Annotated in this window: 25 protein-coding genes; 12 read left to right on the top strand and 13 right to left on the bottom strand. The window is 70.5% G+C overall.

Annotated features, from left to right (window positions below):
• Window positions 1-3: 3 nt before the first annotated feature.
• The 8 genes from ACH41F_RS34145 to ACH41F_RS34110 form a co-directional block, all read right to left on the bottom strand.
• Entirely contained in the window at window positions 4-684 is a 681-nt protein-coding gene (locus tag ACH41F_RS34145) for a hypothetical protein (protein WP_391238256.1), read from the bottom strand.
• Window positions 685-776: 92 nt separating this feature from the next.
• Complete coding sequence (locus ACH41F_RS34140; protein ID WP_391238259.1) at window positions 777-3,209, bottom strand: hypothetical protein; 2,433 nt, start codon at window positions 3,207-3,209, stop codon at window positions 777-779.
• The gene (locus ACH41F_RS34135; RefSeq protein ID WP_391238261.1) at window positions 3,206-5,809 is read right to left on the bottom strand and encodes an ATP-binding protein; all 2,604 of its coding nucleotides are present in this window, start codon (window positions 5,807-5,809) and stop codon (window positions 3,206-3,208) included. The genes ACH41F_RS34140 and ACH41F_RS34135 overlap by 4 nt, the downstream gene beginning before the upstream one ends.
• Before the next feature lie 42 nt (window positions 5,810-5,851).
• Window positions 5,852-6,415 carry a hypothetical protein gene (locus ACH41F_RS34130; protein WP_391238264.1) on the bottom strand — a complete coding sequence of 188 codons (564 nt, stop codon included), beginning with the start codon at window positions 6,413-6,415 and terminating at the stop codon, window positions 5,852-5,854.
• Window positions 6,412-6,753 (bottom strand): hypothetical protein, encoded by a 342-nt coding sequence (locus tag ACH41F_RS34125; RefSeq protein WP_391238267.1) that lies wholly within the window; start codon window positions 6,751-6,753, stop codon window positions 6,412-6,414. Before ACH41F_RS34125 ends, ACH41F_RS34130 begins: the two co-directional genes overlap by 4 nt.
• A 16-nt stretch (window positions 6,754-6,769) precedes the next feature.
• Window positions 6,770-7,894 (bottom strand): conjugal transfer protein, encoded by a 1,125-nt coding sequence (locus ACH41F_RS34120; protein ID WP_391238268.1) that lies wholly within the window; start codon window positions 7,892-7,894, stop codon window positions 6,770-6,772.
• Window positions 7,891-8,157, bottom strand: coding sequence for a hypothetical protein (locus ACH41F_RS34115; RefSeq protein ID WP_031048149.1), 267 nt, complete (start codon window positions 8,155-8,157; stop codon window positions 7,891-7,893). The genes ACH41F_RS34120 and ACH41F_RS34115 overlap by 4 nt, the downstream gene beginning before the upstream one ends.
• Window positions 8,158-8,340: 183 nt before the next feature.
• The gene (locus ACH41F_RS34110; RefSeq protein WP_391238271.1) at window positions 8,341-9,294 is read right to left on the bottom strand and encodes a hypothetical protein; all 954 of its coding nucleotides are present in this window, start codon (window positions 9,292-9,294) and stop codon (window positions 8,341-8,343) included.
• A 302-nt stretch (window positions 9,295-9,596) separates the two neighbouring features.
• Between ACH41F_RS34110 and ACH41F_RS34105 the strand changes: the two genes are divergently transcribed.
• Window positions 9,597-9,728: a hypothetical protein gene (locus ACH41F_RS34105; RefSeq protein WP_391238274.1), complete on the top strand. Its 132-nt coding sequence runs from the start codon at window positions 9,597-9,599 to the stop codon at window positions 9,726-9,728.
• Window positions 9,729-10,788: 1,060 nt separating this feature from the next.
• On the opposite strand, the gene ACH41F_RS34100 is transcribed toward ACH41F_RS34105, so the two are convergent.
• The 3 genes from ACH41F_RS34100 to ACH41F_RS34090 form a co-directional block, all read right to left on the bottom strand.
• Window positions 10,789-12,441 (bottom strand): hypothetical protein, encoded by a 1,653-nt coding sequence (locus ACH41F_RS34100; RefSeq protein ID WP_391238277.1) that lies wholly within the window; start codon window positions 12,439-12,441, stop codon window positions 10,789-10,791.
• 717 nt (window positions 12,442-13,158) lie between these two features.
• Window positions 13,159-13,287 (bottom strand): hypothetical protein, encoded by a 129-nt coding sequence (locus tag ACH41F_RS34095; protein ID WP_391238280.1) that lies wholly within the window; start codon window positions 13,285-13,287, stop codon window positions 13,159-13,161.
• A gap of 181 nt (window positions 13,288-13,468) precedes the next feature.
• Window positions 13,469-14,245: a GntR family transcriptional regulator gene (locus tag ACH41F_RS34090; protein ID WP_391238283.1), complete on the bottom strand. Its 777-nt coding sequence runs from the start codon at window positions 14,243-14,245 to the stop codon at window positions 13,469-13,471.
• A gap of 146 nt (window positions 14,246-14,391) precedes the next feature.
• Between ACH41F_RS34090 and ACH41F_RS34085 the strand changes: the two genes are divergently transcribed.
• The 11 genes from ACH41F_RS34085 to ACH41F_RS34035 all read left to right on the top strand — a co-directional run bounded on the left by ACH41F_RS34085 (window position 14,392) and on the right by ACH41F_RS34035 (window position 23,109).
• A complete protein-coding gene (locus tag ACH41F_RS34085) occupies window positions 14,392-15,030 on the top strand; it encodes a WhiB family transcriptional regulator (RefSeq protein ID WP_391238320.1) in 639 nt (212 codons plus the stop codon).
• Entirely contained in the window at window positions 15,027-15,314 is a 288-nt protein-coding gene (locus ACH41F_RS34080) for a hypothetical protein (RefSeq protein ID WP_391238286.1), read from the top strand. Before ACH41F_RS34085 ends, ACH41F_RS34080 begins: the two co-directional genes overlap by 4 nt.
• Entirely contained in the window at window positions 15,311-16,855 is a 1,545-nt protein-coding gene (locus tag ACH41F_RS34075) for a DUF2637 domain-containing protein (protein WP_391238289.1), read from the top strand. Before ACH41F_RS34080 ends, ACH41F_RS34075 begins: the two co-directional genes overlap by 4 nt.
• A gap of 61 nt (window positions 16,856-16,916) precedes the next feature.
• Window positions 16,917-17,090, top strand: a complete 174-nt coding sequence (locus tag ACH41F_RS34070) for a hypothetical protein (protein ID WP_391238293.1) — start codon at window positions 16,917-16,919, stop codon at window positions 17,088-17,090.
• Window positions 17,087-18,133, top strand: a complete 1,047-nt coding sequence (locus ACH41F_RS34065) for a hypothetical protein (protein WP_391238295.1) — start codon at window positions 17,087-17,089, stop codon at window positions 18,131-18,133. The genes ACH41F_RS34070 and ACH41F_RS34065 overlap by 4 nt, the downstream gene beginning before the upstream one ends.
• Before the next feature lie 8 nt (window positions 18,134-18,141).
• Complete coding sequence (locus tag ACH41F_RS34060; protein WP_024126623.1) at window positions 18,142-18,582, top strand: hypothetical protein; 441 nt, start codon at window positions 18,142-18,144, stop codon at window positions 18,580-18,582.
• On the top strand, window positions 18,579-19,406 hold the full coding sequence (locus ACH41F_RS34055; RefSeq protein ID WP_391238299.1) for a hypothetical protein: 828 nt from the start codon (window positions 18,579-18,581) through the stop codon (window positions 19,404-19,406). Before ACH41F_RS34060 ends, ACH41F_RS34055 begins: the two co-directional genes overlap by 4 nt.
• A gap of 278 nt (window positions 19,407-19,684) precedes the next feature.
• Window positions 19,685-19,921, top strand: coding sequence for a hypothetical protein (locus ACH41F_RS34050; protein ID WP_024126621.1), 237 nt, complete (start codon window positions 19,685-19,687; stop codon window positions 19,919-19,921).
• A 218-nt stretch (window positions 19,922-20,139) separates the two neighbouring features.
• On the top strand, window positions 20,140-20,721 hold the full coding sequence (locus ACH41F_RS34045; protein WP_024126619.1) for a hypothetical protein: 582 nt from the start codon (window positions 20,140-20,142) through the stop codon (window positions 20,719-20,721).
• Window positions 20,722-20,753: 32 nt separating this feature from the next.
• Window positions 20,754-21,278 (top strand): hypothetical protein, encoded by a 525-nt coding sequence (locus ACH41F_RS34040; RefSeq protein ID WP_024126620.1) that lies wholly within the window; start codon window positions 20,754-20,756, stop codon window positions 21,276-21,278.
• An 841-nt stretch (window positions 21,279-22,119) separates the two neighbouring features.
• Complete coding sequence (locus tag ACH41F_RS34035) at window positions 22,120-23,109, top strand: hypothetical protein (protein WP_354755221.1); 990 nt, start codon at window positions 22,120-22,122, stop codon at window positions 23,107-23,109.
• Window positions 23,110-24,522: 1,413 nt separating this feature from the next.
• On the opposite strand, the gene ACH41F_RS34030 is transcribed toward ACH41F_RS34035, so the two are convergent.
• On the bottom strand, window positions 24,523-24,906 hold the full coding sequence (locus ACH41F_RS34030; protein ID WP_024126615.1) for a hypothetical protein: 384 nt from the start codon (window positions 24,904-24,906) through the stop codon (window positions 24,523-24,525).
• Window positions 24,907-25,410: 504 nt separating this feature from the next.
• Entirely contained in the window at window positions 25,411-26,037 is a 627-nt protein-coding gene (locus ACH41F_RS34025; protein ID WP_391245519.1) for a hypothetical protein, read from the bottom strand.
• Window positions 26,038-26,997 lie beyond the last annotated feature (960 nt).

Here is a 26,997-nt window from a genome sequence, read left to right as displayed (position 1 = left end):
TGCTCAGACATTGGGCAGCCCCACGACACGCCAGCTGCCGTCGGTGCCGCGGCGCAGCTTGAGGGCCACCTGCTCTTCGGACTCGGTGGCGGGCCCCTTGGCCGGCGACTCCTTCAGCTTGTAGATCACGCGCGCGAAGCTGGAGTCCTCGCTGGGGGCAGGCGCACCATCTGGCAGCGACACCCGCAGAACCGTCACGGTCACCTGGATCTGGCGGTCCTTCCAGCTCAGCCACTGCTGCGTGCCGGCACTGCCGCTGGTGTGGGTGCGCAGGTCCTCGGCGAGGTCCCCGGCGGCGTAGGCGGCGGCGCGCCTGGATGCGTCGTCGAACGACGAGTCCCGGCCCGGCCGGGCGTCGTGGCTGGCCCAGGCGGTCGTGAAGGCCCGGGCCACCTCGTCGACCGGCGCTGGAACCGGCGCCGGGTCCGGGCCCGGTACGTCATGAGATCCGGACGGTTCGGCATTGGGCGAGGTCTCGGCTGGGGGTGTGTCGTCCTTGCCGTTCCCGACCGCTGCGCTGGATGGTGCGGTCGTACGCGGAGCCGATCCGGAGTCGGCGGGACTCTCGCCTCCACCGAGCCCGAGGAGCAGGGCGACACCAACAGCTGCCAGGACAGCCGCAGCGACGAACAGCGCGATCGTCCCGCGCTGAGCACGGACACGCGTGGCATCGGTTTTTGGCATGGAGGTCCCCCGTGAGGTGGTTCTGGTGCGGTGATCTGGGCGGCCGGGACCTTGGAGGTCCCGGCCGCGCCCCGGCTACGGCCGCGCCCCGGCTACGGCCGGGGCCTGGGCGGCCCGGGCGGCCGGGTGGCTCGCCGGATGGCCCGAGGCGGACCAGACGGCTTGGCCGGCGGTGTCGGTGGTGCAGGGGTGGGCGGGGTCGGCATCTTCGGCACCGCAGTCGGCCCGGCGGCCGGGGGCTTCACCGAACCTGGCGTCTTCGTGCCGGCTGTCGTGGTCGCGGGCTTGCCGGGTGTCTTGGCTCCGGCCGCCGTCGGCGTGCCCCCAGGAGTCTTCGGCGCGATGGCGCCGGCTCGCGGGCCGGGAGGAGTCGCGGCCCTGGGGTTCGACTGGATCTGTGCCAGGCCGAGGTTGACCTGCGCCTTCGTGCCTTGCTTCGCGACGAACTTGCCGGCCGTGGCGACGTTGCGCTTGTACTCGGCGCCGAAGTCCTTGGCCTCCTGGACCTTCTTGTCGATGGTGCGTTCCTTGACGGCCTTGAGCTGGTCGCGCACCTGCCCGGCCCGGGCGGTGGCCGCAGCGGCGCCCCGCTTGGTCGCGGCGACGCCACGGGGAATGCCCACCGGCGCGCCGACGGTGGCCATGAAGGCGAACTTCGTTGCCTTCGCGCCGTACTTGGCGGTGGCGGCGGCCGCTTTGCCGGTGGCCATGGTGGCCCTGCCGCCCCGGGTCTGGGACATCTTGTTCGCGGCGGCCGTGGCCAACCGCTTCTTCAGGGTCTGCTTGGCCGCCTGCTGTGCCGCGACCTTTGCGGCCGCGCTCGCGCCGCCGGTGCCCACGGCTGCGGCGGCGTTGGTGGCGAGCCGGGCCGCGGTCCGCAGTCGGCTGGCCTTGCGGTTGGCCTGCGGCGAGCCGACCCAGGCGTTCTTGGCGGCCTTCATGCCCTGGCCGACGGGCCTGCTCACGCGCCGGGCCTCGCCGCGGGCCTCGCCCCACATCTGCTTCAGGCCGGGGGCCGTCTCGGCATAGCGGCCGGGGCTGTTGAACACCGAGCGGCGGGATCCGCCGACGCGGGCGTTGACGAGCTTGCGGTTGAGGTTGACCGCGATGCTCTGCGCGGTCTGCTTGATGCGCTTGTGGCCGGCCAGACCGGCGACGGCGGTGACGTCGATGACGATGAACTTGACGGCCAGGACGTCGCCGGTGTCCGCGTCGATGAGGGCCAGGACGATCAGGATGAAGATCGCCAGGAAGAGGATGGAGATGATGACGCCGAGGACTGCCTTGGTGATCGCGGAGAACCAGCGCCACAGGGTGGCGCGGCCGCCGCCGGGCAGGATGCCGGCGGTGAGGGCCCAGTGGCCGCGGATCGCCTCGAAGGCCAGCCAGCCCTGCGCGGTGAGGAACGTGCCGGTGACCAGGATCATGAGGATGGCCACGATGACGGCGGCGATCGCGACGAACAGAGCGGAGAAGGCGAGGTCGGCGGAGGCCCGCTTGGCCTTGGGCTTCACGTCCCCGCACGCGGCCTCGAACTTCTTCGAGTTCTCGGTGAGCTGCCCGATGAAGTTCGTGTCGTAGATCGAGTCCATCATCGCGGCGTCCCAGTAGTTCATCCCGAGCTGGTCGAGGTTGAACTCGGCGAGCTTGAACTCGCGGAACGCCTTGTCGCACTGTCCGTCGAAGGTCTGCCCGTACACCATGAGCTGGTTGGGCTTGACGATGAACGCCTCCACGAGGGCGTCAGTGATCGGCTTGGCCACGTTGTTGGGGTCGGCGCTGCCCTTGGCGCTCGCCGGGTCGTCGGCCAGCACGATGGAGGCGACCTCCAGAGTGAAGTCTTTCGACTTCCCCACCAGGCCCCCCTCCGAGAGCAGCATGGTGGAGCCCTGCGGCTGCGCCTGGTCGTGCTGGCCGAGCAGCACCTGGGCCGGCGAGACGAGCACGGTGGTGGTCAGCGCGGCGACGACGAGGGAGACCCCGATCTCGGCGAAGCCACGCGAGCGCTCCTTGAAGAGGATCAGCCAGCCGCAGTAGAACCCGGCGAACGTCAGGAACAGGCCCGGCAGGCCGAGCCGGTTGATGACCTGGTTCTTGATGGTGCTGGAGATGTCCTCGACGGGGCCGACCATGACCTTGGCCAGTCCGAAGTTCAGTGCCCACTTGATCAGCCAGCAGGTGAAGCCGATGACCCACTTCGAGACGCCGAAGAGCAGCTGGGCGACGATGTTCCAGATCTTGAGGTCGATGTCCTTCCAGCCGCCCGTATCCGTTTTGACGGTGTAGGAGCTGATCGGGACGCCGTCCTTGTCGGTGACGTTGAACGGCTGAAGGAGGCCGTCGCTGCCGTCCTTCGGCTTCTGGTTCAGGTTCTTGCCGGCCGGGCCGGCAGCCGGCGCGGAGGTGCTGGGCGAAGGCGACGGGTCTGCTGTGGCCGCAGGGGCCAGCACCACGCTGAACAGGGCTATCAGGACGGCGATCAGCCCGAGGCGTCCCTTGATCCCCCCTCGCTGTATGCGGCTCATGCGAGGGCTCCGTCCGCCTCAGCGAACTCCACGGCCTCGTCGTCCTCCTCGGCGCCCTGCCCCGGCGTCGTGGTGATCGCGGCGGCGGCGTTCTCGTCGGCCGGGATCAGCACCTTGATCCCCGCGATTCGCTTACGGAGGTCGCGGTAGAGGCCCTCGCCGGCCCGCAGGGCGCGCTCGGTCTCGCTGACGTTGAGCGGGGAGAGGTTCTCGGTGATGACCTTGAGCATCTCCTCGTCGGTCGGGTCGAGATCGAGGAACTCAAGGCACCTGGCGGCCAGCGCCTTGCCGCGGTGACGGAAGACGAAGATGTGGGACAGCAGCGCCCGGATCTTGTCGCCGATCTCCGACTTCGGGCCGATGTCGTAGGGGTCGTGCGAACCTGCGAAGGCGCCGGCGTTGTGCTTGCGGCCGTCGGCGATGAGCTCGAGCAGCAGGTTGGAGCCTTCCGCGGACGAGGTGAGCCACCAGCACTCGTCGAGGAAGACGCCGGCGAACTCGTTCGGGTCGGCGAACGCGATCTCCCGGCAGAGCGCCGTCATCAGGTACATCAGCCGCCAACCGAAGCGCTTTTCGACCTCCAGGCTCGGGAGGCGGTGCTCGGAGAGCTCCTCCTTGGTGGGCAGGCCCAGGCGGTCGACGGCGAAGACGATGCTGTCGGCATCGGTGATCCGAACGACCGGCAGCGTGGGGTCGAAGATGACGCGGCCGAGGTCCTTCTTCGCCAGCGACCGCAGCTTGCGGACGAGTTCGGAGGCGGCGGCGCGCACGGCGCCGTCGTTCGGCTCATCCGGGTCGGGCGTGCGGGCCCGGTCGGCGAGCGTGTCCATCAGCGCGGTCATGCTGGGCTTGGGCCCGAGCCGGGTGGCCTCGATCGCCTCGGCGAGGGTGATGCCCTCGATGCTCATCGAGCCGATGTCCAGGAGCGGGGTGAGGAAGGACTCGGTGTAGCGGGCGGCGCGCGGGCCGCGGAAGACGCGCAGGGGGTCGAGGGAGACGCCAGCGTTCTCGTCGACGTTGATGATCTGGGTCGTGCCGGGGCAGGCGTTCGCGAAGCGCGACCACTCCTGCTGCGGGGTGCGGTCGATGACCAGGGCGCGGCCGCGGGAGTTCCTCTGGCCGGCGCGGTGGCCGGTGGTGAGGATCGAGTACATCGCGCACTTCATCGCGACGGACTTTCCGGAGCCGAGCTCGCCGACGAACGCGGCGGACGCGGAGGCGTTGACGCGGGGGCCGTGGGAGAAGTCGACCAGTACGGGGCGGACGCCGCCGCCGTTGAGCTGGAGGCCGAAAAGGCTGCCGGAGTCGTCGCCCAGGCCGGCACCGCAGAACGGCATCGACATGGCGAAGTCCCGGGCCAGCAGGTACTGGGTGTAGTCGAGCATCGGCCCCGGGGTCTTGGTGCCGGGCAGCATGCCGTGGAACAGCGCGACCTGGTCGCCGGTGGGCCGCACGAGCGTGTAATCGTTGCCGCCGAAGTGGTTGGCCAGCGACGTCGCCTTCTCGTCGGCCTCCTCGGGGGTGGTTCCCCACACGCAGGTGGCGACGGTGGCGCGGATCTCGACCTCGGTGCTGGAGGCGGTGAGCCGGTCGCGGTACTCGTCCAGGGCGAAGGACGCCTTGTCGAGGGAGGCCGGCACCCCGGATGTCTCCCCGTCGTATTCGCCGCGCTGGTGGGCGAGCTCGCGCTGCTGGCGCCGGCTCTTCGGCTCGGCCTTCGAGCCGGACTCGACGTGCAGCCGGACGGCCCAGTCCACGGGGAAGTTGAACTCGTCCAGCGCCGCCAGGTACTCGCTGCCGGGGAAGCGGAAGGCTTCGGGCATCTCGCTGAGAACGCAGAACGCCTGGTAGGAGTCGCCGTGTTCGCTGGTGGCGCGCAGGTAGCGGCGCTTGAAGGGGTTGGTCGGGCCCTTGGAGGCCCGGGTACCGCGGCCACCCTCGTCCAGGATCACCTGGGTGTGGGCGGTCACCGTGTGGCCGCGGCCGCGCAGGGCGCGCGGCGCGCCGTCCTCTGGAAGGAGCGGCTCGCTCAGGCCTCGGCGGGCACTGTGCCCGTAGATCCACAGGATCTCCGCCTCGGTGGCCGGCCGCATCTTGATGCCGGAGGGCCAGCCGGCCGCCAGGCGGGTGGCCTGCTCAAGGCGCTGGCGCTCCTCGGAGAGGGAGATCGGGGCGACCGGCAGGCCGAGCGCGCCCATGACCTCGACCTGGAGGGAGGACAGGACCGCCCGGCTGCTCTGCTTGAAGTCGAGGTGGGGCAGGGGGACGGCGAGGAAGTCGACGCGGCCGGTGAGTTCGAGGTCCTGGAGCTGGTCGAGGACTTTCAGCGCTAGGTCGACGTACTCGGGGGAGGCGTCGAGGTCGACGCCGGCGGTCATGCGGGTCACGACCGACGCGGCGTCGACGCTCGGGCACAGGCTGAGCAGGAGGGCCTCGCCCCGCAGGGACTTGAAGAGGGCCTCCAGGGAGTCCAGCCGCTCACGCTTCGTGGACTTGCTGGCGTGGGTGTAGTTCTCGGTGTCGACGCGCCACACCGCCCACACGGTGGCGGCAGTGGTCCAGATGAGGTGGCCGCTGATGTGCCGGACGGGGAGACGCATGGGTTCTTCCTTCTGTGCTGGTGGTGATGACGAAGCGGTTGGTCACTGCTCGTCGAGGGAGGCCAACAGGGCCTGCAGCCCGGTCTTGGGCTTCGCCCGGGCCGCCGCAGCTGCGGCTGGCACCGGTACCAGGCGGGCTGTGCGCCGGGCCACGGGAGCGGGCGCCGGGGCGGGCTGGGCGGCGGCCGCGGGGGCGGGCCGCTCGGCGGACCGGACGCGCACCGTGCAGGTGGCGGTCGCCAGTCGCGGTCGAGCGACCCGCTGCGGCTTGCCGGCCAGGCGTCCCTGGGCCGGAGTGGAGGAGTAGATGAGCAGGCTGCGCACGGCGCGTGCCGGGTCCCGGCCGTCGAGCCGCGCGTACCGCAGCACCCAGGCCAGGCCCCAGGGGATCAGTGCCATGAGGATGAAGTTCATGGCGCCGAAGTGGGCCCACAGGTCCCTGGTCATGACGAGGAGCCCGAAGCTGATCACCATGGTCATGACCTGGGTGATCGTGTAGGGCCCTCCCGGGAGCCGGCCGGCTCCCGGGAGCTTGCCGATGACCAGCGGGTGCTTACGGGCTCGCGTGTACGAGTGCCCGATCAGCTCCTCCTCCGAGGCGCTCACGAGACCCGCCAGCCCTCACCGGCCAGAGCGGGGGCGTCGCCGGTGACGTGGGCGACGGACACCGACGCCGCGGTGTCGTCGATCTCGGAGCCGACCTTGGTCTTGAGGACGTTGAGGTTGCTGATGCCCCAGAGCACGAGGGCTGCCAGGACGAAGGCGACGAGGGTGCCGACGAAGGACCGCGTCTTCCACCAGGCCATCAGCACGGCGATGATCGCCATGAGGGTAGCCACGGTGAGGACCAGCGTGCGGACCTGGCCCGTCTTGGTGTTGGCCCAGTCCAGGACGTCGCCGGCGAGGACGACGTGGTCGGGGTTGGCTGCTGCCAGGGTACGCATGAACGATTCCTCTTTCTCAGGAGTTCGACGGCGACGGCGAGTCAGATGCCGTGGCTGCGTCGGGGCTTGGGGTGGTGGTGTGCGGCGCCGCCGAGGGCGGGCTGCTCGCGCGGATGGCCGGGGCGTCGTCGACGGACGCGACCTCCCAGCGGCCGGCGCGGGACTTGAGGGTGAGCGCGTAGCTCAGCGAGACCGGGCTGCCGGCCTGGTCCGTGGCATCGACCTGGACCAGCTGGTGCAGCACCGTGCCGTCGGCCGGCACCTTCTGCTGGCCCGAACCGGACGAGTCGTCCTGGACGCCAGTCACCTTCACCGCGGCGTACGGCGCAGGGCTGATCGGCTGAAGCCGCGTGCCAGGCGAGGTGTAGCGGTCGAGCTCGGTCGTACCGGTCAGGTAGGCGGCCAGGAACCCGCGGGCGGTCTCAACCGACGGGTCCGCGCTGCTCGACCCGCGGTCGGTCTCGTACGCCAGGCCGCCCGGCTTGAGCGCGGCCGGTGCGGCCACCTGCGCCGGCAGCGACGTCGCCGCGTAGCCGGCGGTGGCGCCCTGCTCGGTGCCGCCCGCGCCGGCCGGGCCGGTCGCCTGGATGCCGACGCGGAAGTACTGGACGCCCAGCCGCGTGGACTTGCCCTTGTCGTCGTGGGCGGTGACGTCGGCGGCGACGGTGACGGACCAGTAGCCGGGCTGGACCTCGCGGGAGGCGATCACGGTGGACTGCGTGGCCGTGCGGGTCCCGGGCTTGACCGTGAGCGCGACGGAGCCGGAGTAGTACGGCGCCAGGTCCCGCTCGGTGCCCTGGCCGGCCTGCAGATAGGCAGAGACGAACAGCTCGGCGAAGCCGGCCGGCCCGACCGGCGACGCCGGCGTCGCCGCGGCGGCCGGCTTGGCCGCGCCCTGGGCGGGAGCGGACGAGGAGAGGAACGCGAGCGCACCGAGGACCGGGCCGGAGACCACGAGCGCCCAGACACCGGCACGGACCAGCCGGGAAAGGCCGGCCATCTGGGCCGTGCTCGTCGTCCACCCGGTCTCATCAGGCTCGTCCGTCGGCGTCTCCCGGGGCTCGTCGACCTCCTCGCCCCAGGCCTCCGCCTCGACGAGCTGCTTCTTGGCCGCCTTGCGCGGCCGGCGCTGCCGCTTCACGACGCCGTCCGCAGGGCCTGGACGGTCAGGACCGTCGAGATGCGCTCCTTGAGCTGGTCCGGCGTGCGCTGCAGCAGCACGTCCCACGACGCCAGAGAGGCCTCCGACTCCTTGTCGAGGAAGGCGCGCATCTGCTCATGCAGGTCACGGTCCATCGGCCGGCTCACCAGAGCGGCAGCGATCTTGGTCAGCTCGCGCGAAGCACGGGCCACACGGGCCTCGTCGGCGTCGAGCAGCTGTCGGCCGGTGCCGGCCGGGGACATCCTGGTCACGTCGGTTCTCCCGGAGTCGAGAAGGGGCGGGGACGGGGGTGTTCAGGTGGGGCGGGACCGATCTGGCGGCCCTCTCGCCTGCTACAGGTGTCGAGAAAGCGCGCGGTGTGACAGTCGGGCCGAGGTTTTTTCAAGCAACTTCTGCGGCGCCCGATCCGAGGGGCGCCAGCGCCCTCAGGCCGCGGCGCGGTACTGCGCGAGGTCCGACTTCGCGCGCAGCGTGCGCACGGCACGGCTGGCGTGCTGCCGCAGCAGGTCTCCCTCGTGGCCCATCGACCGGGTGGTCATGTGGCGCTGGTCGGGGCGCTGCGAGGTGGACAGGTAGTACCGGGCGATGCGCTGGGCTTCGAGCTCCTTCAGCGCTCCGACCTCCACCGCCCACAGCAGCAGGTCGAGGACCTCCGTCCGCGTCTCGTGACGCGACAGGGCCGGCTCGTCGACGTCGACAAGCTCCATCTGCGCGGCCCGCACCAGCAGGTCGGCGAGCTCGACCGTGTGGTGCGGGGTGTCGGGGTCCTCGCTGGCGACGACGTGCGCGTACCGGGTGTGGGACTCGGCTTCGGCCAAGGGAGCGACGCTGGCGGCGAACTCCTGGACGTCCTCCACGTCGTCGAGGCAGGCGGCCAGGGTGCGGCGGGTCAGCTGCAGGGTGTCGAGCGCGAGGTTGTTGAAGATCCGCCGCGGCCGCCGGTCGAGCGGGTAGGTGCGGACGACCTCGAAGGCGGCACCGAGCACCGTCGCGCAGACGTCGTCCCACGGAAGGCCGTAGGACCTCCGCTGCGTCTTCGCCATCAAGACCGCCTTGGGCAGCAGGACCCGCACCGCCACCCGCCACGCGAGGTGGGCGTCGAAGCCGGTCCCGCCAGCCCGCTCGACCAGCAGGTGCATCACGCGGTCGTGGCCGTCCAGGTCACCGCGGCGGTGGAACGCGGAGATCTTGTCGACCACGTCCTGGGGACCGGCCGCTCCGGCGAGGTCCGGGTGTTCCCCGGCCCATGCGGCGACGCCATCCGCCGCTCGGAGGTCGCGGCAGAGCGCGGCCCAGTCGCGGTTCATCACGGTGAGCGTGTCGTAGCGGGGCGTGGACTCGGAGAAGTTGAGTGCCGGGGTGTGCTGGGTGGTGGCCACGTCCGTGTCCGTCCTTTCGCGCCATCTGGTCTCGATGGCGCTCACACTCCCGACGGCCCCCTTGACCGCCGTCTGACCGCGATTGCGACCTGACGAGGTCAAGGGGAAACCGGCCTTGCCCACCTGGGTGGCCCAGCTGGGCAAGGGGCCCGTGGTCAAGGGGTGGGTGGAGTGGTCAAGGGGGATGGACGGCCGCGCAGTGGGGTGGATGGGCGCGCCCCACTTCCACCGAGGGCGGGAGTGGAGACCACTGGCAGTGGATGGACTGCGCCGCACCGGCTCGGCTCCATCCACTGGATTGGATGGAGCACACCGAGTGGATGGACATGCCCCGCCGCGGGGCGCTCCTGTCCACCCGCACTCTGGCCGCCCGGTGGGTCACCGTCTCCACCCATCCGCCCATCGCGATGGACGCCACCGCGTACTCGGCCTGATGCCCGCGGGCTGCCATCGCCTCCGCACGGCGCCCTGTACGACTCCGACGCGCGCTCGGGAGAGGACCCTTGTCCGGCCGCGCCGCCCATCCGCCGACCAGACAGCGCCTCTCAGGTCCGGCTGCCGCTGGCGTCGGTGCAGCGCCTCAGCTCACCGGGTGATGCAGGGTGAGCAGCCGCTGGGTTTCCCCTTGACCCGGGCCGAGGTCAAGGGGAAACAGCAGGTGCCCCGGCACATGGTCAAGGGGGGGAGGTGAGGCCGGTCAAGGGGGGAGCAGCTCGTGCGGTGAACCTGGTCAAGGGGTAGATCGGAGAGAAGGGGGCATCGCCCGAAGGTGTTCGCCGGCGGACACCCCGGGGTGGGTGACACGCTCCGCTCCACCACGACCGGTCCGTGCCTCGGGCTGACGGCGTCTTCCGTCTATCGCCCGTCCTTCATCGGTGGGTTGAGAGTGGGTGCCACCGGTGTAGTGCATCGGGGCATCGAGTGGAGTCCACCGTCTGGGTGGACCATGGCCGATCCATCGGGTGTTGCCCATCGAGTGGAGTGGGCCGGTGGGCGCCACTCGGTGGCGGAGGCCGGGCTCTACTCCACTGAGTGGGCTCCACCGTGTACGCGGTGGAGCCGGATGGAGCCCACTCAGTGCGCGGCGCTGGCGATGGATGGTGGGCTTCGCGAGTGGGCCGGGGTGGAGGAGGCCGTCGCACTGGCCCCGGTGGCGTCCACTCATCGGGTGGCCGCCACCCCCGGCCCCACTCCGCGCCGGCGTTGTCCGATGCCGCAGCGCTGGACGATGCACAGTGAGGTTTCCCCTTGACCCGGACTGCGTGTCAAGGAGGAACCCGGGCGCCCGGGGAGGCCGGTCAAGGGGGTCTCGGGCCCGGGTCCGGTTCATGGGCGTTGACCACGCCTGCGCCCCGTTGTCCGGGAACGGCCGCTGAAGCAGCGGCGCGGTTGGTGGCCGAGCTCTGCCCCATCGGCGCGCAGCGGAGCGCGCTCCAGTGGAGTTGATCCGGCCCCACCCGGCAGTGGCGAGCCTCGACGGGTGGAGTGGGCGGCTCATGATGCGGCCCACTCCATCCGGCGGGTCCGGCACCGGACACAGAGGCCGACGGAGCCGAGCGCCGGACGGGTGCATCCACTGCCGTCCCACCCCGCGCACACCTCGGGGTGTTCCGACGGGGTTGGACCGCCGGCACGTCCACCCTCGTGCTCCTCTCGGCACGGCTTGCACCGGGGGGCGGCTGAGGCGGCGGGGTTCAGCACCAGGACGGCGCAGCCGCACTCAGGGCACCGGCCCCGCGGAGCTGCAGGAGTCGACCGCGGGACCGGAACCCGAGCGGGGGTGGGGCGGACGATGGCGAGAGTGGAGGCGTCGGACCGCGCGGTGCCCTGGCGCCGGTCGCGGACGATCTCCTCGCACACTGAGCACCGGCGGCCGCTGCTCCACAGGACGCCGGCCTCGCAGTCGAAGATGCCGCAGCCCCAATGGGGCAGGCCGACGCCGAGGATCCACCGGCCGGGGTCGCGGATCTCGTTGGTGAAGGTGCGGCAGACCCGCGTCTCCAGGCGCTGCCGAAGCCGGGCGTCATCGATGCCGGAACGCAGCTGGCTGCCGACTTCCCGGGCAATGCGCCGCTGCATGTAGACGCTGGTCTGCCGATAGAGCCGGTGCACCGGCTCGAGGACGGCGTGCACCCGGGCGCTGATGGTCAGCCCGGGCCCGCCGTAGGCGCCTGCGCGGTTGGTCAAGGGGGTACCCGAGGGCTCGGTCAAGGGGGTGGTCAAGGGGGTCTGGTGGTCATCCGCGCGCAGCGCGAGCCCACCTTCGCCGGTGCCGTGCTGCGGCTGCGCACCGCGGTTTTCCACACCTTCACCTACCTGTACCTCGCCTACGGCGGGTGAGAAGAGGGCGCGCTCGTCATCAGGTCGGTCAGTCCTAGGTTCTTCCATAGTCGCGAGTGATCCCGCACCAGCCGACGAACCCGATCCCTCACCAGGACCAGAGGTGGAGGACGTCGCGACGCCCGTGGAAGACGGCTGTCCACAGGCCGCGTCCTGAGCGGCGGCCGGGATGTCGTGAGCGACGAAGTGGTGGCGGCCGCGCACTCCCGCACGCCGCTCCACGGTGATCCACCGCGTCGCCTCCAGCTCGTCGACGATCTCGCCGGCGGCCGCGGTGGTGAGCGGCTGACCGGCCCGCTGGCCGCTGTGGTGGTGCAGCGCCCCTGCGATCTCCGACTCGGTGAGCGGGATCTTCTGGGCCTGGGCATAGGCGATGAGCGCGTACGCGCGCAGCTGGCGCGGGGTGAGGTCCTCGGAGGCGGCCACCGGGATCCATACGAACCGCTCCGTCGCGGACAGCGGCCGTGTACGGCGCACCGCCGAAGTGCCGTTCCCGCCGGGCAGGGAACGCCGGGTCGAGGACAGCTCGACGACGCCGTCGGGTCCGGGGCGCATCAGCTGCGTCATCCCGCGCTCGACGGAGGACTTCGATAGGCCGAGGTACTCCGCGATGGTCACGGTCGCCGCCGTGCACCCTTCCGGACGCGACGCCAGCGCGGCGATCTTCACGTAGACGGTCACCGCGACGTCGGCGTAGTGCGGGTTGGCGACGAGGCGCAGGGGCACCTTCACCCGCTGGCGGCGCTGCGGGCGCGCCTGAGCGCCCGCCGGCGGCGGGCTACTGGGAACTGCTGCTGTGCGGGGCACGCTTCTCCTGGCGCACCGGTGCCGCGGGGCGGCGAGTCGGGTGCGCTGGGTCTCGACGGCGTCCGGCAAGGACGCGCGGTCTGGGGTCTGGCCAGAGGCACTCGGGCGGAAGCTGAAGGAACGGGTCCTTCAGCTGCTACGGGTGTTGAAAAAGCCGACGGTGTGACAGTCCGGCCGAGAAAATCCCTGGCGAGCCTGTGACCTGCGGGTCAAGGGGATGTCCGGGGCGGCGGCAGACCCCCTTGACCAGCCCCCTGGCCGGGGCCGTGAAGGCCCGTCGGGCAGGCGTGGGAAGCGAGGTGGTCAAGGGGTGCTGGCTGCAGCGGGTCAAGGGCCGACCACCGGGCCGCGCTGCGCTCCGGCCGGTCCCGGCGGGAGCGCCGGTCGCGAGAGCGGGTACGCAGCGTGGCGCTGAGGTCACGGACGGGCGAAAAACAGCCGTGATCGGCGTGCTTCGGTGGCGTCCGAGCTGACAAAGGGCATGCGTGTACTGCAAGATGGACCCCGTTCTCCCGGGTCGCCCCGGGAAACGACAAACCCCCTCGGGGGGATTGCTGCTGGAGGGCAGTGATTGCCGGACCATTCGGTCTGGCCCTCGCTCAAGCTGGGCCGCTAACCCAGGACTGAGCGGTGACGGTCGGCAGAGGAGCTGCTAACTCCGAAGCCGGCGGAGAGGGGCGAGGAGCAGCCTTTGCTAGAGGCGCCCGCCCGGAAGACCTACGACATCCTCAACTCCCCCTTCCAGGGGGCTTTCGCGTTTCTGGGCCCGGACACGCCGGGCAGCGCCCACGGCAGCTCCGCGCCCGGCACGGTGGATCCGCTCGGGGCCTGTGCGGTGCTGGTCATGGGAGAACCGCCTTCTCGGTTCGCCGGGCTCGGCGCCGTGCGCCGGGGGCCCGAGGGGAGGCGTATTGGATCAAGCGGAAATCACCCTATCCCCTGACGCCCGTCGTGCACACGCACTCGGCGCGTTGTCCACTCGACGTCGAAAAGTGCCGCCAAAAGGGGCAGTTGACGCGCGATGGTGCTAACTGGCGCTTCCCATGCGGATAGTCACGCGATCGGCCCGTACTACCGTCAAAAGGTATGAAGTTGGGCGCTCGTCTGTAAATCCGATTCTTCGAATCTCGAACACCGTGGTGCCGACCTTGCACTTGAGGAGCGAGCACTCCTCGGTGGTGGCCGGCCTCGCGCCCCAGCTGCTGGTGTGGCTGTCCTCGCGTCGCAGCGGGCCAACCGTGAACGGCGCGACGGTTGCGGCTTCGGCCGCGGTCACCGCGAGCGCGTCCGGGGTGAAGAGGGTCTGCAGCGCCCACGGAGAGCCGGCCTGCAGCAGCACCGTCTGCCGGACGGACAGTGCGGCGTCCGGCGCGACGTCCAGGGCCTCGACCGCTGCGGCATCGGTGCCAGGATCCCCGTGCCTCATGTCGTTGTGGCCGCTGTTGCCGGAATCTGCGGGCCGGACCAGCCCGTCCTCCTGTAGCCGGGCCTCCATGGCCGAGGCCGGCTGCAGTACCCGGCTGCGGCGGCGCGGGGCTGTCTCGACCAGGCCCTCCTCCTCGAGGAGTCGTAGGGCCTGGGCCACGGTGTTCGGTGCGACGCCGAGCTTCTCACCCAACTCGCGCTGACCGGGGAGCTTCTCGCCCGGGGCCAGTCTGCCGCTCAGGATGTCGGCGCGCAGTGCGGCCGCGACCTGCTCGTGCGGGTGATGGGACGTCATGGGCATGGGCACATCTTGCCGCACCCGCCAGAGCTCACGGCTCATCCGCTGGACCTTCTTCCTTGACGTGATCGCCAACAGCATGCATCATCTGACGCAACTGCATTAAGGCAGTTAAGGCAGATGGCGCGTTGGAAAGCAAGCGACCCCCGGGGCTGGTCCCCCCGGAGGCCGCGAACGCGCCTCACCACCCACCAGAGCGTCACAGGAGATGAGATCGCGTGAACACCATGATGGCAGCCCACCCGCCGACGCCGGCCCGCCCCCGCGTGACTACCGAGGACGGCGTCGCCGCGTACATCGCCGAGACCGTGCCGGTCGATTCCCTCGTCGCCGGCGGATACCTGGCTGGCCACGACGGCCGCCTCATCGCACAGCAGCTGCGGGCCCCGCAGCTGCGCCGGGCCATGGCCCACTCGGTGTGCCACACCGTCCAGCCGGACGTCGACAACTTCTACCAGGAGGACGGCGAGCCGGACACCGACTGGCAGCAGCGCCGCACCCGCACGGTCCGCGACCACTGCACCGTCTGCCCGGTACGCGCCGCGTGCGCCGAACTCGCGCTCCGCGACGAGGACACCGTCGGGGTCCGCGGAGGCCTCGCCCCGGAGAAGCTCAACCGCCGGCTGGCGGCCGAGACCACCCGGCTCGAGCGCGCCCGCGCCGCCGACGAGCAGGCCGGCGAGCAGCAGCGCGCCCGCATCGCCGCGGGGGCGGAGCTGCAGCGGCTCGCCGGCCAGTACCTCGGCACCTCCGGGAAGCCCGAGAAGCGCCTGGAGAACATCGAGAACATCCGTGCGGCCGCCCGTCACCGCGACGAGCTCGTCGCGGCCCACCGCCTCTCCGCCGGCTGGACGGCCGCCGCATGAACCCCGCCGGCGACACCGACGCCCTCAACCGCGCCCTGGTCAGCGCCCTCGCCCGTCGCGACGACGTCCTCTTACTCCCCGTCCTCGTACCGGCCGGCACCGACGTACCGCCCGTCAACCCGCTCACCGTGCTGCTCCTGGCCCTGCTCGGCCAGGCCAGGGCCGAGCGCGACGCCTTCAGGGACTGGATCACCCAGGACCCGACCCCGCCGCCCAGCGACGACCAGCTGCGCGCCCGGGCCGCCGAAGCGGCCAGCAACCTCGCCCGGAGGGACTCCCCGTGACACCCGACCTCGCCCCCCACGGCGCGGCCCTTGCCGAACTCCTCGGCAGCTGGCAGTTCATCCTCGGGGCGCTCGTCCTCACCCTCGGCCCGGCGATCGCCTTGCGCCGGCGCCGCATTGCCACGGCCGCGCTCACCGACGGCGAGCGCGCCGAGGCCGCCGCCCGCCGCGGGCGCCGGGTCGAGGACCTCCTCACCGTCGTCATCGCCGCCGCCGCGGCCGCCCTGTCGGCCACCGGTCTGCGCCGGGTCGGCCACCACCAGATGGGCCTGGACGCCCCGTTCGACCTCCTGCCCTTCGTCGCACTCGACGTCGCGGCGATGGTCTGCGGCCGCCGAGCCCGCCGCCGCGCCCGCGACGGCGACGGATCGGGTCTGTCCGGCGCGCTCTTCTGGATCCTCGCCGGCATCAGCTCGGTCTTCTCCGCGTCCGAAGCCGACTCCCTCCTCGGCGGCGCCGTCCGCGCCGTGTGGCCGGTCCTGGCCGCCGTGCTCTGGGAGATCGGCTCGCTCGAGGAGCGCCGCGCCGCCCGCAACAAGGGGGGACGCCCCGACCGCCGCATCGCGCTGGTGCGCCTGCTCCACCCCGTCGAGGCGTTCCGCGTCGCGCTGCTGCTCGCCGCCCGCCAGGACCTGGCCCAGGAGGAAGCCACCGCCGAGGTCCGCATCTCCCGGGCCGCCTACCGCTGGTACCGGCTGCGCCGCGCCCAGGACGCGGTCAAGCGGGCCGGCGGGATGACCCGCTGGGCATACCGCCTCGCCGAGATGCATGCCGACGGCCGCGCCCAGGATGCCAGCGAACGAGCGGGATGCTCCGACCCCGCCATCCTGAAGCGCGTCGTCGCCCGGCTGCAGCTGCGCGTACGCCAGTCCGACATCGCCGGGATGAACCTGCGTAATCCCGTCGCGTTCGAGGGCATCCTCAACACCCTGATCGGCACCATCCCGGCCATCCCATCCCAGACGGCCGACCCCCATGCCGCCGCCTCATCCCACTCCGGCGACGAGGAAGACCAGCAGGTCAAGACCGGGATGGGCGAGGGAGACGAGCCCGGGGAGAACACCGGCGACGAGGACACCGCCTCGCCGGACCCGGACGTCGACGCCGGGCAGGATGACGACGCGGCCGCAGGGCGGAAGACCGACGAGGAAGTCATGGCCGCCTTCGTCGAGACCGTCCCGCGCAAGGATGACGGCACGTTCGCCTGGGGCATCAACAAGATCTCCGCCGCTCTCGGCATCGGGAACGGCCGGGCCAAGAAGTTCCTGGACACCCAGGCCGAATGGCTGCCCAAGGCGCTGGCCGCCCATCCCATGTCGCACGGCGCCGACGGCGAAGAGCCCGACCACTTCGAACAGGCCCTCGCCCTCGCGAACGAGCCGCCGCAGCCGGCCGTCGGCCCTCAAGACCCCCAGCCCGCCCCGGCGCCGGCCGGCCAGCAGCCGCTCGAAGAGCTCCTTCGCCTCGACCCGACCGTGGGCGACCACTTCGAGGAGCACGACAGCGGCCTCCTCGTTCCCGCCGTCGGCAGCCGACCCTGACGCCCCGCTCCGCAGGGCGCCCCCGAAGGGCTGCCCGCGAGCACGACCGTGAGGACCACACATGTCCGCCACCACCTTCGACCAGCACGTCAACGAGGCCCTCGCCCTCATCGCCCCGGCCCGCCGACCGGTGACCGCCACCCGGCCGGCCCGATCCGCCTGCGCCCTTCAGCACGGCCGGACCCGCCTCGCCCTCGTGCGGCACCCCGCCTCGCACGAGGGGAGCGAGCAGTGAGCACGACCCCTTCCACCCGCGGCCGGATCAACCAGACACACACCGACACGCCCGAGAACCAACCGCCCCAGACCCCGGACACGGGCAACGGCATGCAGGACGACGAGACGCGGCTGCGCCGCCTCCTGTCCCGCATCGGCGTCCGACCGCTCGGCCACGCCGAGCAGCCAGTCGAGGACGAGCCCGAGCCGGGTTCGGACCGCCCCGACCAGGACCTGGAGTCCGCCGGTGCCACCCGACGGATCTCGATGTCGCCCGGCGGACGGCTGCCCGTTCCCGGCCAGACCATCGACCTCGCGGACCTCCCCGAGCAGCAGGACCCGGCCGACGAGCCGAGGCCCGCCGAAGACCAGGACGCCACGGCTGACCCGGCCGGGCCCCCGAAGGCACAGCCTCCGGAAGGGCCGGCGAAGAGCGCGTGGCCGCCTCGTGTCTCCTCGCGCCGGCGCAAGGACGACGACCAGGCCGAGGGGACGGACGCCGCGGACGCGGACGAAGACCTCGCGGGTCCGGAGGGCGAGGGGCCCGACTGGTTCCGCGTACGGAAGACCGCCGATCCGCAGGCACCGGATCCGGACCCCTACGAGGTGCACAACCACTACTACGGCACCGGCCAGGAGCCGTCGGCCCCCGCAGGGGAGGGGACCGGCCCGGCCGGCCCGGGCCGCAACCGCAGCTCCCTCACAGCCTGGTGGGCGTCGCTCACGCCGCTGCAGCGGTTCATCCTCCACAACGGAGCCGCGGCAACCGCCGGCGCCTGGAGCTGGGGCGTCTTCACGGCCCAGTGGAACACCGGCCTGCCTCAGTGGACGCTCGCCGTCATGCACGACGCTGCGGCCAGCAGCAACGAGCCGTCCACCCCGTTCATCGTCGGCGGCGGCGTGATCCTGCTCGCCGCTGTCGTCGGCGGCGGCATCTCCGCCTTCGTGGAGAGGTGGCTGTACCGGCTGCCCTCGTTCTGCGCCGCGGTCCGCTTCCTCACCCACATCCCGGTCGCCTCCGCCGGCATCGCCGTCCTGCTGTTCTCCGCCCCCACCTTCTAAGGACACCCGTGACCACCCTGCTCGCCGCCGGGGCCGGAACCAGCGCCCTCGGCCCGATGTCCGCCACAGCCGTCAGCGTCATCCTGATCGTCACGCTCATCTACGGCATCTGGGGCAAGGGGAAGAAGAAGCTGGCCCGAGGCCCGGCCCAGGCCATCGGCTTCTTCGCCGAGCTCGCCTTCCTGCGCGCCGGCTCCTGGCCCCACGACCTCGGCACCGCCGTCCAGGACATCCCGCGCCAGATCGCCGAGAACCCCGACCTGGGATCCATCGGCATGACTGCCGTCGTGATCATCCTGCTCGTGCTGTCCGCCTTCGCCCCCATCGTGCCGTTCACCGGCGCCCTGTGGGGAATGCTCACCGCGGCCGCCATGTCCGCAGCACAGGGCTCCATCTGGCGGGCGGTCATCGCCGTCGCCACCGCCGGGCTGTCCCTGGTGGGGGCATGAGCGGGAAGCCGGACACGACGAACACCGCCAAGCAGGGCCGGCGGAAGATCAGGCTGGAGCACATCCCGTTCGTGCGCGAGGTGCCCGTGGTGGCCAGCGCCACCATGGTCGCCCTGCGCTACGTGGGAGCCTGGCTGCGCGCCGGCGACCAGGAGAGCGGGGGGTTCCTCGTCCGCCTCAGTGCTCTCGGCACCGCCGGCTACATCGCCCTCTACTTCACTCAGAAGCACCCCGGCCTCTGGTACGCCTACGGCGCAACCGGACTCGTCATCGTCACGACCGTCGCCGTCCGTACCGGACTGTCGGTCGGCCGCACGGTGAAGGACCTGGAAGACGCGCACACCACTGCCGAGGAGGAAGCGCCTCAAGGGACCGACACCCTAAACGATCATGAAACGGCGGGGGAGTGGGACCCCGAAGCGACGCAGGCCCAAGCCACTTCGGCCGACGCCGACGCCGCCTTCGCAGCGTTCGTCGAGCACAGCGTCGCCTTCGCCGTCCGCCAGGGCCGCAAGGGCGTCCACACCGACACTCTCCTCGAACGGATCCACCGGGAGAGGATGCTGGCCGACTGGACGGAACCCATGATCAGACAGAAGTGCAAAGCCCTCGACATCCCCGTCCGAACCCAGATGGGCATCCAGGGGAGGAACTACTTCGGCGTGCACATCGCCGACCTCGAGCAGGCCCTCGGCAGGGCCCTACGGATCCCCGCCCAGCTGGTCCCCGACCTCACCCCGAACGCCCCCGCCGCACCCCCTGCCGAGCCCCCCGCTCCACCCCCCGAAGTCGCCTTCCTCGAGGCCCCTGCGGACAGTGCCTGAACCATCCGCCCGGGAGCTCTCCCCGGCCGCCGGCCAGAGGGAGCTCCCGGGCGCCCGAAACCCCTCTCGGCCGGCCATCACTCCCCTCCCCCGCGGAGGCGCCACCAGCCATCTATTGGCGACATCTACGACCGTCTGACCTGCGCATCTATCCCAACGCTAGAAGCATCTACCGCCCCCATCTACCGTTCCCTATCGGCTTGTTCCCATCCCGTAGGGCGCGGCACCCCGGTACCGTCGAACCACATCCGACAGGACCGGCGGAAGAGGAGCCCGCAGTGGCATGGCGGTACGAGTGCGGCCCATGCGGGATCACGACCGGGTGGCTGCCGAAGGATCAGGCAGCCGCCAAGCGGGATGAGCACAGGGACACCGTCCACCCCGGCATGATGCCGACGGCTGAGGTGTTCGAGTCCAACGCCAAGTCGATCGCTAAGGATCCGGCCGCCCTGCGCATGTGGGCGGTCATCGCCGGCATCTGCCTGCTCGCCTGGATCATCCAGTCCATTAGCTGACGCGCAAGCACTCACACAGCGCTCAGACGCGCCCAACGCCGGGGCTGCCCAACGCCTCATGACGAGGAGACGGATCGACACCTCAACTATGCGTTGCGTATTGAGAATTCAGTGTGTACTGTGATCTTCGCGGAGAAAGTTCCGCCTCTGTGTCACACGCCGCTCGCGCACAACACCTGTAGCAGACGAGCGCACCCACACACCTCCTGGAGCCCAACGTGCCCACGCCCCGCACCCTGACGCTCGGCACCGCCCTAACGGCCGCCGCGCTCCTCGCCCTCACCGGCTGCACCAACGAGCCCATCAAGCACGGCGAGGTCATCGACAAGCGTGGCTACGCCGGTCGCTGGATCACCGACTACGAGGACGTGTACCGCCAGGACTGCTCGACCATCCGCACCAGCTCGTTCACCACTACCACCTTCGCGGGCCGCAGCGGCGGCTCCAGCGGCAGCAAGTCCAGCAGCGGCAAGTCCAGCTCGTCGGGCAACACCGGCAAGAAGAACAACGACACCACCCCCGACGGCTCCGGCGGCTCGTCCGGCGGTACGCAGCCCGGCAAGTCGCTCACCAACGGAGGCACCTCCGGCACCACCCAGCCCGGCTCCTCCGGCTCGACCACAGGCGGCAGCAGCCAGCCCACCAAGCAGTGCCATCGGCAATACGTCGGCCGGAAGCAGACCGGTCAGCACTGGCAGCCGGGCAAGTGGGAGCTCCAGCTCCGCGACGGCGACCGAACCGGCTGGATCACGGTCTCCGCGACCACCTACAACGACACCGATCTCCACGACCACATCTGACCGACCCCGGAGACCCACGAGGAAGATCCGTCATGCCCGACGCACCCAAGTACACGCCCTACAGCATCTACATGCTGGAGCCACACGCTGATCATGCGACCGCCGAGAACGGCCACATCCCGATCGAAGCCATTGCCGAACGCGTCTACGGCAAGCCGTATAGCTCGCTACGCGGATGCCAGCGGGACGACGAGCACATCGGTAATGACAGCGTGAAGCTGTACGAACTCACCTCCGACGACGACTACCTGGAAGCACTCGGAGACCTCGACGACGCCGAGCTGTACCTGGGCTGGGACTCCCGTACCGGCGAGAGCGTCGTCAAGACCGGCATGACTGAGCTGGATTACTGGCTGAGCATCCGCGTCGCTGACGAGAACACGCCAGCCACTGTCGAGGCGAACCCGCCGGAAACGCAAGACCTTGAGAACGCCGTGTTCGAGGACCGATTCTTCGCCGATCGCGCTTTCTCTCCCTCGCTGAAATTGGTCCTGGCCGATCTCATCCGGCGCGGCGAGATCCCGCGCGGTGACTACCTGTTCCGGCACTGGTGGTGATCGAAACGGAACGAGGACCGACGCCACGGAGCCCCGGCGAGTCACGACTGGCCCTCCTCCCTGGCGATCCGCTGCCACGCGACCAGTTACCCACCCCCAGCACACCCGTCCCGACTACCTCCGATGCGGGGCCACCACCCGGTGGCCCCGCATCATCCAGTGGGAGACACCAGATGCACCCCTTCGTTCTCGGAAAAGTCCTCCGAGCCGCCGTCACCCTGCTCGCTCGCCCTCAGCCGGCGCCTGACCAGGCGACCGCACAGCACCTGGTGCGCCACAGCCTCGGCGTGGCCCACCTCCCAGCACGACCCCCTGCACTGCCGCGGCTACGTACAAGGACGACGCCGCGAGCGCCTCCGCGACATCGCACACGACGCCCAGTCCCGAAACCGAACCCCTGGGGCCACGCGCACCTCCTCGACGAAGAACGGTGCTAGCCGCAGCCCAGGCTCCGTCCCCGCCAACCCGGAGCCCCATACAGCCACTTCACCCAGCCCACCAGATGAGGACCGATGGCCCGCTGCCCCGCCACACTCCCGACGGATCACACCACCTGCGCCGGCCCCGTCGCCGTGACCGTGCTCGACGCGGACAACGCTGGCGCCGATGGATGCGAACATCACGCCGCACGCCTCCTCGCCGTCCTCGACCGCGGCCGCGTCTTCGCGCTGCCCCACGCCCCCGCCGGAGCGGCGCACCGCGTCTTCAAGGCTGCAGCTCCGCAGGGCGACAGCCTTCACCGCCTAGCCGACGCCATCGTGACCTCGCCTGCAACGACCCGATGAAGCCCGGGCCGACCAGGCCCCGCTAACCCGCCACCAGTCACCTGAAGGGAACCCTCGTGCCCGTCGGCCACCACCCCGAACACACCGTAAAGGCGTACCACGATGAACGCCCGTCCATCACCCGGCTCATCCTCGAAGCGCGTTGGGCCCACTATCGCCTCACCGACGCTCTCGAATACGACCCCGACAGCGACGCCGTCCCCGCCCTGCGCCGCTTCAACCTCCTGCACGCCGGCGCACTCGTCGACGTCCTCGCCCTGCGCACCCGAGACCCCGACCTCTACGAAGCCGCCCGCGACCACGGCGCCCTCCTCCGCGAGGTCGACGGCCTGGCCCTCGACGACCACCCCCACAACGGTCTCGACCACCTGCGAGCCCAGTACGCCCGACTCCACCAGCACACCCACGGCGACTCATGCCTAGCCCCCCAAGCCACTGACGACTCTCTGCCACCCAAGCGCCCCTTCCTCCGACCCGGCCCCCGGCTGGTTCGCCAAATGCTCGACACCTACGCCTGGGCCAACCTCGGCCTCACCTCCCGCTTCCCCGCCGTCGACGTGGCCAGCGAACAACGGCGACACCTCATGACCCGCGGACTCCTACTCGACTGGGCCGCCACCGCGGCACCGGCCGACAGCGCCGCAGCGGTGGCCGCGGCCACCGCCGGCCACGCCCTGCGGGCCCTCGACCGCCGGCCAGCCCTGAACGATCTGCGCGCCCGCGCCTACCTCCTGGACGCCTTCCGCGACTTCGACGACCAGCACGAAGACGAGGACCCGCACCCCCACGACTGTGCAGGGCGCTGCGACGGCACCGGCGAAGTCCTCACCGTGCTCACCTGGGAGCACCACGGCGACGACAACTACACCGCCGTCCACCAGGAGCCGATTCTCTGCTTCGGCGCCCCCACCGCCCACGCCCCGGACTGCGCCACCTGCGGCGGACACGGCTTCACCTACACGACCGGCTACCGCGAGCTCTGCCTCGAAGGGCGCATCTGCGACGGCGAGCCCATCGCGGCCACCGTGACGTCGCAGGGAGCATGACCCCGCCGCGTCCCAGGCAGCCAGAACAGCCAGCGTCGAGCGGCACGCCCCACATGCGCAGGCGCCGGCCGTCCCAGGGCCGGTCCCTTGGACTGTGATTTCTCTCCCCCGACCTGATGGGGAGAGAAGTCTCTCCCCCCAGCGCGGCAACTGAGAAATCTCCCCCCTGACCTGAAAGGAGGGAGATTTCTCCTCCCCTTCCCAGGGAGCCCAACTGCAGGGGGGGTGATTTCTCTCCCCTCCGTGAATGCCGGAGGGGAGAGAAATCACCCCCCGCGAAAGACGGGACTTGGCCACGCAGACCACCGCCAGAAGCCAGCTTGCCTTACAACTTGCCCCACAACATGCCCTACAACTTGCTCTACAGCTTGCCTTTCAACTTGCCCTACAACTTGCCCCCAGGCTGCGCCCTCGACACGGAAACCTGCACTTCAGGGCGACGGTCAAGGGGGTTGGAGTGCGCCGACTACTTCTCTACGAGACCCCCAAGGGCACTGAGGACATCAGCGAAGAGCCACAGGCGAACGACAGGAAGGAGGAAGCCGGCGGGGAGTGAGGAGGAAGGGAGACGGAAGGGGAGAGCAGCAGGACGGGAGGAGCGAGGGAGAGAGGAGCAGCGAACAGAGAGAACAGGCGGACCGGCAACGGCAAGCAAGACGAAGAGGCCGAGGAGCACAAGAGCCGAAGAGACAGAGGAGCAGCCGAAGCACACAACGACAGACGAGACACAGACAGACCACGAAGCACGGAGCCAGACAGGGAGAACGGAAGCGGGAAAGCCAGGGACCGTCAGCACGAGGCAGAACCGAGACAGGATCGAGAGTGGCGGGGAGTTGAGCAGGTCGCGACGAGGGCTGCGGAACGCAAGCGGCCCCGCCCAGCGAAACGCTGAGCGGGGCGCGAACAAGGGAGGCGGGGGAGGGGGCGCCGGAAGGGGGCGCGGCGCGCGAGATTAGGAGGCTGTCCGGAGCATCCGCCGTGCGGCCGCCCGGCCGCTGGCGCTGACGCGTTCCGCCGCGTGGAGTCGCAGTGCTCGCGCTCGCACGAACGCGGCGGCCGCCTCAGAGTCGCCACCCGCTGCGCGGGCAAGCAACTCCGTGATCTTGCTGTCAGTCATCAGGGGTCCTTTCGGGGCGCAACAGCGCGAGCCGTTACCGGCAATGCGGCATGGTCTGAGACTCGGCGGCGGGGTTCGAGAGCGCGCGCGAAGCATCCATGGAGATCTTGAAGCAGAACACGGTAAGGACGATCGCGGAGACACCCAGCAGAACACCCAGGAAGATTCCAGTCCTGCGCCCGATCCTGCGGCCGATCCTGTGGTTCATCATTGCTCCCACTTTCCTAGCTTGTGAGGGTGGCGCGGAGATGTGCGGTCGGATGGGTGCCGCCCCCACCGGGGGGCGGCACCCGGCGTTAGAACCAAGTCGCCTCACAGCCGAGGTCGTGCCGGGCAAGGTCCCGAAGCGCGGACAGTTCACCGTGCGCCCCGCACTCAACACATGTGCCGCCGCGCCGGTCCCCGTCGGATTCGAAGTCGCCGATGCGAAGGATGTGCGGACGGGCTATGGGGGTCTTGATGTTGGACACGACCAGGCCGGACTCGGGGCGCGCGGCGGCGCGTGCCGCGAAGTACTCCATGCGCTCCTGGATGTCCTCCAGGTCCTGCTCGGCGAAAATCCAGGTCAGTCGCTCCACGGAGCCAGGCTCGCCGTACGGGAGCCCAGTCGTGGGGCACATCGCCGACTTCTCGGTGACGGGCGTAGCGACCTTCGGCGAACGGCGAAGCAGGGCGAGCATGGAATCTCCCAGGAGTTTGGCGCTGATGGCGACCGGCTGATGTGATTACAGTACACAACGAAACGAGAATACGCAACAACACAGTAAGGCGGGCGGCGGGGCGGGGCGGCCCGGCCCCGGTGGGTGAGGGGGGCCGGGGCCGGGCCTGTGGCGGGCGCGAGCGGCCCTTGGAGGGCGGGGCCGCCCGGCCCTGGTCTGGGGTCTACTGCCGTCTCGGGGAAGGGCTACAGGGGGATCCGGGGGGATTGCGCGTCCAGCCGTCCCATGAGGCAGTCAGGGCAGAGGTCGGCTCCCCTCTCCGTCTCGTTGCCGCACTCCTCGCCCCATCCGGGGCAGGTGGTGGGTATCTCAGGCTGGCTGTTGCGCTGCGTCATCCTCGGCTCATCCCTACTGGTGTGGGTGTCCGGGGCCCCGTGGGGGCCCCGGGCGGGGTGTGGTGGGGGGTGTGGGGGTTCGGCGGCCCCGTGGTGGGGGGGTTGGGGCCGCCGGGTGGTGGGTGGGGGTTCAGGCGGTCTTGTAGCCGTTGAGCTTCTCGACCAGCTCGGCGCGGATGAAGGCGAGTGCCTGTGCCTTGTCGTCGAGCTTGTTGATCTCGGCCTGGACGGCCTCGGCGCGCTTGCCGTTGAGGAACTTGGTGTACGCGGCCTCGCGCTTGGGGGTGGCCTTGTCCGCCTGGTAGGTGGTGACCAGGCCGGTGACGAGGTCGCGGACCTTCTCGAAGGTGTCCTGGCTGGCGTTCTCGGCCGGGGAGTTGGTCTCGAAGGCCGCACCCATGATCCGCTTGCGGAACGTCAGCAGCGGCGCGGCCCCGTTGTCCGTCTCGGCGGTCAGGTCGGCCGGGTTGACCAGGTGGCTGCCGACCACGTACGGCAGCTCCATGTTGCCCAGCTTCGGGGCGTCGGTCCGCTCGTGGCGGTCGGTCGCGCTGCCCTTGCCGAACTGGACGTTCAGCAGACCCGCGACCTTCGGGAACAGCTCCCAGTTCGGGTGGACCACGACCGTGCCGATCGGGAACACCCCGTCCTGGAGGACGCGGGACAGGTCGTAGACCGCCTCGCCGTTCTCGCCCGTCTCGACCGCGTACGAGTAGGTGTTACCGGCCGGGGTGGTGAACGTCTGGGTACCGGACATGAAGATCCCCTCCAACAGGGTCAGTAGGTGGTTTCTCGGCCGGTTCTTCGTTCCCCCGACCTCGTGATAACTACAGTACACACCGAACCACGAATACGCAACATCGGAACGGGATCACCCCCACACGCTCAACCAAACCCACCTCCAACTAGAAACCTCACCCCCTCCCCACGCCCCCAACGACCACCCCCACCCCCATCCGAACCCACACCGCCAACCCGCCCCGAACCCACCGGAGCCACCCGACCCCACCCCCGCGCAACCCCGGATCTAACACCCCCACCGACCCCCGACCCGAATCTAACGACACCCCGGAACCCCCCACCAACCCAACCGGCGAATCTAACACCCGCCCCACGCATGGCGATTGGAGCGGCCCCGGATCTAACACCCCGGTCCGCCGAATCTAACAACCCGCCAATTCCCGGAACGCGAATCTAACGCCACCCTCACGCACGCCCCGGATCGCCGCACACGGCCCCCTGGAGCCTCACCCCCCGCTATCCCCTTCCCCGACTGCCAACACCCCTGTAGGCTGCCGCCAGAGCCGCACAGGGGCCGCCCGGCCGGACCGGAGGCACCCCCGGGGCCGGAGGAATGGAAACCCCGTCAATTCCCGTCGCACAACTTGAATTTCGGGGCCCTCAGCCCTTAGAATGATCAGACCGCACGAGAAATCAGGATCACCCGCAGAGAAACGCCACCGGGACAACCTGAAAACCCGTCGAGAAACCACAGAAAAGGCCCGCCAGGACCACGAGGGAACCCCCTCCCACCTAGCCAGCCATTCTCTGACTCCAACCCCCGGAAAGAGGAACCGAATTCGAGGCCGAGCCACCCGCCGGCCTCCGGCCCGCCCCGCGGGCCGGCTCCACGGCCGGCCCCTTGGCCGGCCGGTCAGCGCTCTGCGCTGACGGTCTGTCAGAGGGCGCTCTGCGCCCTCTGTACCCGCTCCGCGGG

This window comes from Streptomyces sp. NPDC020489, assembly GCF_044386545.1.
In the GTDB taxonomy this organism is placed as follows: Bacteria; Actinomycetota; Actinomycetes; order Streptomycetales; family Streptomycetaceae; genus Streptomyces.
This window is presented reverse-complemented; position numbering and strand designations above follow the sequence as displayed.

Coding starts and splice junctions, on each gene's coding strand:
- ACH41F_RS34145 (WP_391238256.1), bottom strand. CDS start 684: ATGCCAAAAACCGATGCCACGCGTGTCCGTGCTCAGCGCGGGACGATC.
- ACH41F_RS34140 (WP_391238259.1), bottom strand. CDS start 3,209: ATGAGCCGCATACAGCGAGGGGGGATCAAGGGACGCCTCGGGCTGATC.
- ACH41F_RS34135 (WP_391238261.1), bottom strand. CDS start 5,809: ATGCGTCTCCCCGTCCGGCACATCAGCGGCCACCTCATCTGGACCACT.
- ACH41F_RS34125 (WP_391238267.1), bottom strand. CDS start 6,753: ATGCGTACCCTGGCAGCAGCCAACCCCGACCACGTCGTCCTCGCCGGC.
- ACH41F_RS34115 (WP_031048149.1), bottom strand. CDS start 8,157: ATGTCCCCGGCCGGCACCGGCCGACAGCTGCTCGACGCCGACGAGGCC.
- ACH41F_RS34105 (WP_391238274.1), top strand. CDS start 9,597: ATGGAGCACACCGAGTGGATGGACATGCCCCGCCGCGGGGCGCTCCTG.
- ACH41F_RS34095 (WP_391238280.1), bottom strand. CDS start 13,287: ATGACCAGCACCGCACAGGCCCCGAGCGGATCCACCGTGCCGGGCGCG.
- ACH41F_RS34090 (WP_391238283.1), bottom strand. CDS start 14,245: ATGCTGTTGGCGATCACGTCAAGGAAGAAGGTCCAGCGGATGAGCCGT.
- ACH41F_RS34085 (WP_391238320.1), top strand. CDS start 14,392: ATGATGGCAGCCCACCCGCCGACGCCGGCCCGCCCCCGCGTGACTACC.
- ACH41F_RS34080 (WP_391238286.1), top strand. CDS start 15,027: ATGAACCCCGCCGGCGACACCGACGCCCTCAACCGCGCCCTGGTCAGC.
- ACH41F_RS34070 (WP_391238293.1), top strand. CDS start 16,917: ATGTCCGCCACCACCTTCGACCAGCACGTCAACGAGGCCCTCGCCCTC.
- ACH41F_RS34055 (WP_391238299.1), top strand. CDS start 18,579: ATGAGCGGGAAGCCGGACACGACGAACACCGCCAAGCAGGGCCGGCGG.
- ACH41F_RS34040 (WP_024126620.1), top strand. CDS start 20,754: ATGCCCGACGCACCCAAGTACACGCCCTACAGCATCTACATGCTGGAG.
- ACH41F_RS34030 (WP_024126615.1), bottom strand. CDS start 24,906: ATGCTCGCCCTGCTTCGCCGTTCGCCGAAGGTCGCTACGCCCGTCACC.
- ACH41F_RS34025 (WP_391245519.1), bottom strand. CDS start 26,037: ATGTCCGGTACCCAGACGTTCACCACCCCGGCCGGTAACACCTACTCG.